Raw genomic sequence first — 5,074 nt, 5'->3', positions numbered from 1 at the left:
CTCTCGCACCATGCTTACAGCAGCAAGGCGCATATGTTTGAGTAATAACTGCAGTAATAAATGCTCTGATATCCCGGTATCCGGTATTGAAACCGGCCTGTTTAATTGCACAGTATTTACGGTGCTATTAAATGATGCATTTTGATAACGCTTTGTCATGTTGTGGGCATTGAACACTTGATTATCGATGCTGGCATCGGTTGTCGATGAAGTGCTATTTCCGGCCGAATCGCTCATAAGTGTTCCTTAGTTATTTTTTTACATTCTGCACTCTGTTTTACTTTTTACTAGTGGTTAGCTAGTGCGTGCTGTTGAGGCGAACAGCTTGCAATATACTCATTAAAAATAGCCAGATAGCGTATTGCTAAAGCTGCCTAACGTTGTAATAACCTCAGGTTCGTTGTAGCAGGCAAGCAGCCAGCCTAATGCCAATGCGGGTGCATAGGGTACTTGCAATGGCGCCTCTTTCGCACCATCTGCTTCTCGGCGTATATATCGGCGTTTAACAATATTAAGCAATCCTTTGCCCCCTACCTTAAACAGTACTAAGGCAAAGCTGGTAAAAGCACCGCATATAATGCCATACACCACAGACCAAAAGAGCAAATGCGGGCCGGCAAACGCGCCGACCGCGATCATCAGTTTCACATCACCAGCACCGAGCCAACGAATGGCATAGGCAGGTAACAACAAAGCCAAGGCCAACCCTGCCCCCTGCAATGCCACTAACAGCCCAGTCCATTGCCCTAAGTAGCCGTGCAGTAGCAAGGCTAAGCCTAAGGCTATAAGCACCAACAGGTTAGGAATGCGCTGATAACGCAAATCTAAGTACAAGGCGCTTAACAACAACAGCAATGTAGCACTGAGTATTAACATGACTTGATTACCTTAAACTAATACTAGGCTTAACCACCAGCAGCAGGAGTGCCGGTAGTACCATCACAAGTAGCTTCAGAATCTGCCGCTTTACACAGGTCAACTATTTGATTTTGTGCAGCGGTACCCAACTGGGTGAACGCAATAACCAAACCACCAACCACTAAGCCACCAGCAATGGCGTATTCAACGGCAGTTAAGCCGCTTTCATCTGCAATAAAATCGTTAATAAAACGTGTAATGTTGTTCATGATTAAAACCTCAATTTATAACTAATCGTATTGAACGGCGTAAATAAACGGTATACACCAATGTTCAAATGGTGAGAAGTAAACGGTTAAGAAATCCGTTTATATCGCCACCGCTAAGCAACATTCCTTGTTAAACAACTAAATCGAATACAGTTAAAATATAGGTGAGTAATTGGCGTGGCACTAACATGTAATTGCTTGTTTTTGCATCAGCTTGCGTTTATTGACGAGTTTTTTTATCTAATTGATAAATATCACTTTTCCAATACACTATACCCTGCGACGTTACCTCGACCGTTTGGTAAGTTAAATACAAAGGGATTACTTGTTGTAGGCTTATATACTGCTTTTTGCTTGATACTAAAAACTCACGTTGCCGTTTAGTTAAGTTTGAGGCTAACGTGCTGTCGCTCATTAATGGTGCTAGCAGCTTCTCAGCAAGTGTAGTGGCATTTGCTAGGCGCACACAACCATGGCTAAGCGCCCTGTGGCGGCGATTAAATAGCGACTTAGTGGGCGTGTCATGCAAGTACACCGCGTGATGGTTTTTCATATTAAAGCGATATTTACCCAAGGCATTATTAGGCCCTGATGCTTGCACTATTTTATGATTGGCTAATGCTTTTTTAATCGCTTCATTATCATCGTACATAGGGTGTAATTGTTTTTTGGCACCCACGCCTTTGGCCAGCTTAAAGTTTTGCCTACGTAAGTAGCCTGGAGTGTTCGCGTTGGCAGGGAGTAGTTCGTTATGCACAATATTATACGTGGGGGTCCATAAGGGGTTTACGGTAATGCTATGAATTTCGCTCACCATAATTGGGGTTGGATTTTTTGGCGTACCCACAATTACCTTCATCGTTAAAGCTGGCTGTTGTTGCGCAAATAAAGTCAGCTTAAAAGCCGGAATATTAACCATAATATAACGTGGAGGTGGCTCACTGGGTAAGGATAGCCAACGCCATAAGTTAATTTGTAATATCTGCAAACGTTCTTCTAAAGGCTTATTAAGCGCATTAATGGTTTGGGGCGTTAACTTACCATTCGCTTTTAGCTGATGACGGCGTTGAAATTGCTTAAGTGCTGCAATAAGGTCCGGATCAACAATATGTTGCCGATACGATACAAGCTGACTCGGAGCTAAATCACCTAACTGAGTTAAGATATAACGAAGTTTAATCACCGATTGGTGTCCTCGCCCTAAGCTTAAGGACAAATTGCTCTCTACTTGTGGCCATGGCTGCGTTGCAGTTGCTGCAATGAGTTTTCGGTAATGGGCTATCGCCCTTCTTAAATGCACCACTTGCTCAAACTGGGGTAATAAAGTATCTACATACCAAGCTAAGTTATTATTTTTCACTGCCTCAACTATATCTTGTTGAGGGTTTTCTAACGGTGCTATTTGATAACCGTTAAACAAGTTGGCAATGTAAAATAGACGCTCTGTGAGACTTTCATCGGCCAATTGTGGATTGTTGTGTGCGACTTCGCTAACGCTTGCAACGCCCAAATCGCCCAGCAAGCTCAACAAAGAAAGCGCTGCAATATTCGGTTTGCCTTGTTTAAACCATAACAATGGCTGCTCTTGAAGCGACAACAGCAGGTGATAATTAATTGATGTGCCTTGCCCGATACCCAGCTTATTATGTTGAAGGTTTTCTGTCTTTACTGCTTTATTAGCAAATGCCATGTGGCTACAAAAGCAAAACAGCAGCAAGTAATATCCAAGGTGTAAACGCATTGTTTAGTTCTCACTATGTAAATGATTAACGATTTACTACATTTGCTACAATACCTTGGTGTTGCTTGGGTAATAATTCCATGCGCAGCTTTTGATAACGTTGATATAAGCAACTCAGGTTAATGGGGCCATCATTACGAATATAAGCCGAAGGGGTAATGCCAACATGCTCTTTAAAGCTACGACAAAAGTGAGACGAATTGGCAAAACCAGTATCGGATGCAACTTGAGTAATTGAAACATTAGGCTGCATTAATAGCCGCTCACTTTCTTCAATACGACGACATAATATGTACTGACAATAGCCTATTCCGCACAAATCTTTAAACATATGGCTAATACGACTCGGACTTAAATATACATTGCTCGAGACTTGCTGCAGTGATGGGCCATCCACATAATGCTGTTCAATAATGTCGAATAAATCGCCTAATGGATGATTGATTAATTGCTCTGACGACTCAATAAACTGGCTTGGGTGAATGCTGCGTGGATAACAGCTCACTTGGGTCGTTTCTATGAGTTCATCAACAAATTCATTGAGACTATGCTGCGTAATAGGTGTTACCAGTACATCTCGAACTCGCATTTTTATTGCATGATGTAATAACGGAATCGAGATATGATTACATATAATGTAAAGCGGTATTTTTGCGTATTGTTGATAAATATGCTCGAGGGCAAAATGATTTATTTTTGATTCCGACTCCATTACATACGCAATTGCCCCTAACGAGTGGCGCATCGGATGAATACTCTCTAATGAATCTAATACGCGAGTCTGTACTTTATCCACTAAACTATTATTGATGCTTATTATCGCATCTTTAGCACTACCAACGATCCCTAATGATATGCTTGAGTTAATTAAGGCCATAAGTTTTCCCCATATAATTCACTCAACATCCCTTGCACAGTAGGCATTAATAATCACTCCAAATGAAAACTAATTGTCTCAATCTGATAGTTATTATTTCCGACAAAGAAATATGCTTTGAATTATATTGTTAATATCAGCTTAATAGCTGCAAGGTCAATTATAGTCTAGATAATTAAAAAAGATCTGAAGAGCAACTAAATTTACACTAAATTAACCTAGCCACAATAAATCGCATCGCTGAAAATAGTGGTTATATAATCGCAACGAACACCTTACAAATCTGGGGTTTAAATTATTTTGTATTAATAAACAAATGTTTATTTTGTAACATTTATTATTTCATTTTGATCAACATAAGAGTTGTGTCTCGCAGGCAAGTTTTTCCGTCAAAAAGGTTGCTATATTTAAGTTGTAACAATTGGTAAATCACTTTAATTACCGTGAAACAGAGTGGCTGCTTATGCCATTACCTACACGTGTAGTTCAAATAAATTAAACGCTGTATAAAAGAAAACTGCAGGCTCCTGCCTGCAATCTCGCTCTAAAGCGCCTACTCATTTATGCGCTGTGTTTACCTGCAAGCTTAAAAGACCACTGTGCACTTTGGCGTTACTTATACGGGCTAATACTGGAAAGTGTAAACTGGCTTTGCATTATCACCTTGCCGTCAATGCCTTTAAGTTGCAGTGAAATTGCGGGGTCGACTTGTTGCCAGTCTATGCTTAAATCACCGTAATTAACTTGATGCGTAAACGGCCCTACGCGGTGTGTGTTAGGGCTAACATCTTGCCACTTTTCGGTTAGCCCTGAACTGGTCATTTCTATTAGTGGATAGTCAAGTTGCTGCTCATAGCGTGATATTTCCCCCCAATGCGTATCACCGCTGATGATCACCACCCCATTCACCTGGTGTTTTTTAATTAACGAAAATAATCGCTGGCGATCTGCAGGAAAGTTCGCCCATGACTCCCACCCGCTAAATTCGGGCAATAACTGTAAACTAGAGGCAATAAGTTTAAGGGCTGCTGGCTTTTTAAGCTCTTGCTCTAACCACTGCCACTGCGCCTCACCAAGCATTGACGCGCCTTTAACATCACTTGGGCTATACGGACCTTGATTATTTAGTTTACGCTTAGTGGCGTACTCCAATTTGCTTACTGTGTTTAACGCATCGCGGTTCCAACGTAAATCGGGCATGATTACCTGTACAGTGTGCTCACCTTCACCATACATATACGAGGTATAAATGCCATCGGGGCGAGTACGTCGTGGTGAGTTTGCCGGCTCTTGCCAAAAATCGAGCATTATTTGCCGCGACTGTTCTTT

Annotated in this window: 6 protein-coding genes; all 6 read right to left on the bottom strand. The window is 41.4% G+C overall.

All coding sequences use genetic code 11. From position 1 onward, the window contains the following. Positions 1 to 237: hypothetical protein (locus ABYB02_RS14450; RefSeq protein ID WP_372763114.1), on the bottom strand; the 237-nt coding region annotated here is incomplete at its 3' end. Between the two features lie 102 nt (positions 238 to 339). Then, positions 340 to 876, bottom strand: coding sequence for a prepilin peptidase (locus ABYB02_RS14445; protein WP_372763113.1), 537 nt, complete (start codon positions 874 to 876; stop codon positions 340 to 342). 29 nt (positions 877 to 905) lie between these two features. Continuing rightward, positions 906 to 1,127, bottom strand: a complete 222-nt coding sequence (locus ABYB02_RS14440) for a Flp family type IVb pilin (RefSeq protein WP_372763112.1) — start codon at positions 1,125 to 1,127, stop codon at positions 906 to 908. Positions 1,128 to 1,347: 220 nt separating this feature from the next. After that, positions 1,348 to 2,817 (bottom strand): L,D-transpeptidase family protein, encoded by a 1,470-nt coding sequence (locus tag ABYB02_RS14435; RefSeq protein ID WP_372763111.1) that lies wholly within the window; start codon positions 2,815 to 2,817, stop codon positions 1,348 to 1,350. A 76-nt stretch (positions 2,818 to 2,893) separates the two neighbouring features. After that, positions 2,894 to 3,745 carry a helix-turn-helix transcriptional regulator gene (locus tag ABYB02_RS14430; protein ID WP_372763110.1) on the bottom strand — a complete coding sequence of 284 codons (852 nt, stop codon included), beginning with the start codon at positions 3,743 to 3,745 and terminating at the stop codon, positions 2,894 to 2,896. Between the two features lie 612 nt (positions 3,746 to 4,357). Beyond that, the coding region (locus ABYB02_RS14425; protein WP_372763109.1) for an alkaline phosphatase D family protein at positions 4,358 to 5,074 on the bottom strand (717 nt) is incomplete at its 5' end.

Source organism: Pseudoalteromonas sp. (genome assembly GCF_041613455.1).
Lineage (GTDB): Bacteria > Pseudomonadota > Gammaproteobacteria > Enterobacterales > Alteromonadaceae > Pseudoalteromonas.
Note: the sequence above shows the minus strand (reverse complement) of the source record. Positions and strands in the feature narration are given on the sequence as shown.

What these genes read in the sequence shown, in the direction of transcription:
- ABYB02_RS14440 (WP_372763112.1), bottom strand. Translation starts at nt 1,127, where the DNA reads ATGAACAACATTACACGTTTTATTAACGATTTTATTGCAGATGAAAGC.
- ABYB02_RS14435 (WP_372763111.1), bottom strand. Translation starts at nt 2,817, where the DNA reads ATGGCATTTGCTAATAAAGCAGTAAAGACAGAAAACCTTCAACATAAT.
- ABYB02_RS14445 (WP_372763113.1), bottom strand. Translation starts at nt 876, where the DNA reads ATGTTAATACTCAGTGCTACATTGCTGTTGTTGTTAAGCGCCTTGTAC.
- ABYB02_RS14430 (WP_372763110.1), bottom strand. Translation starts at nt 3,745, where the DNA reads ATGGCCTTAATTAACTCAAGCATATCATTAGGGATCGTTGGTAGTGCT.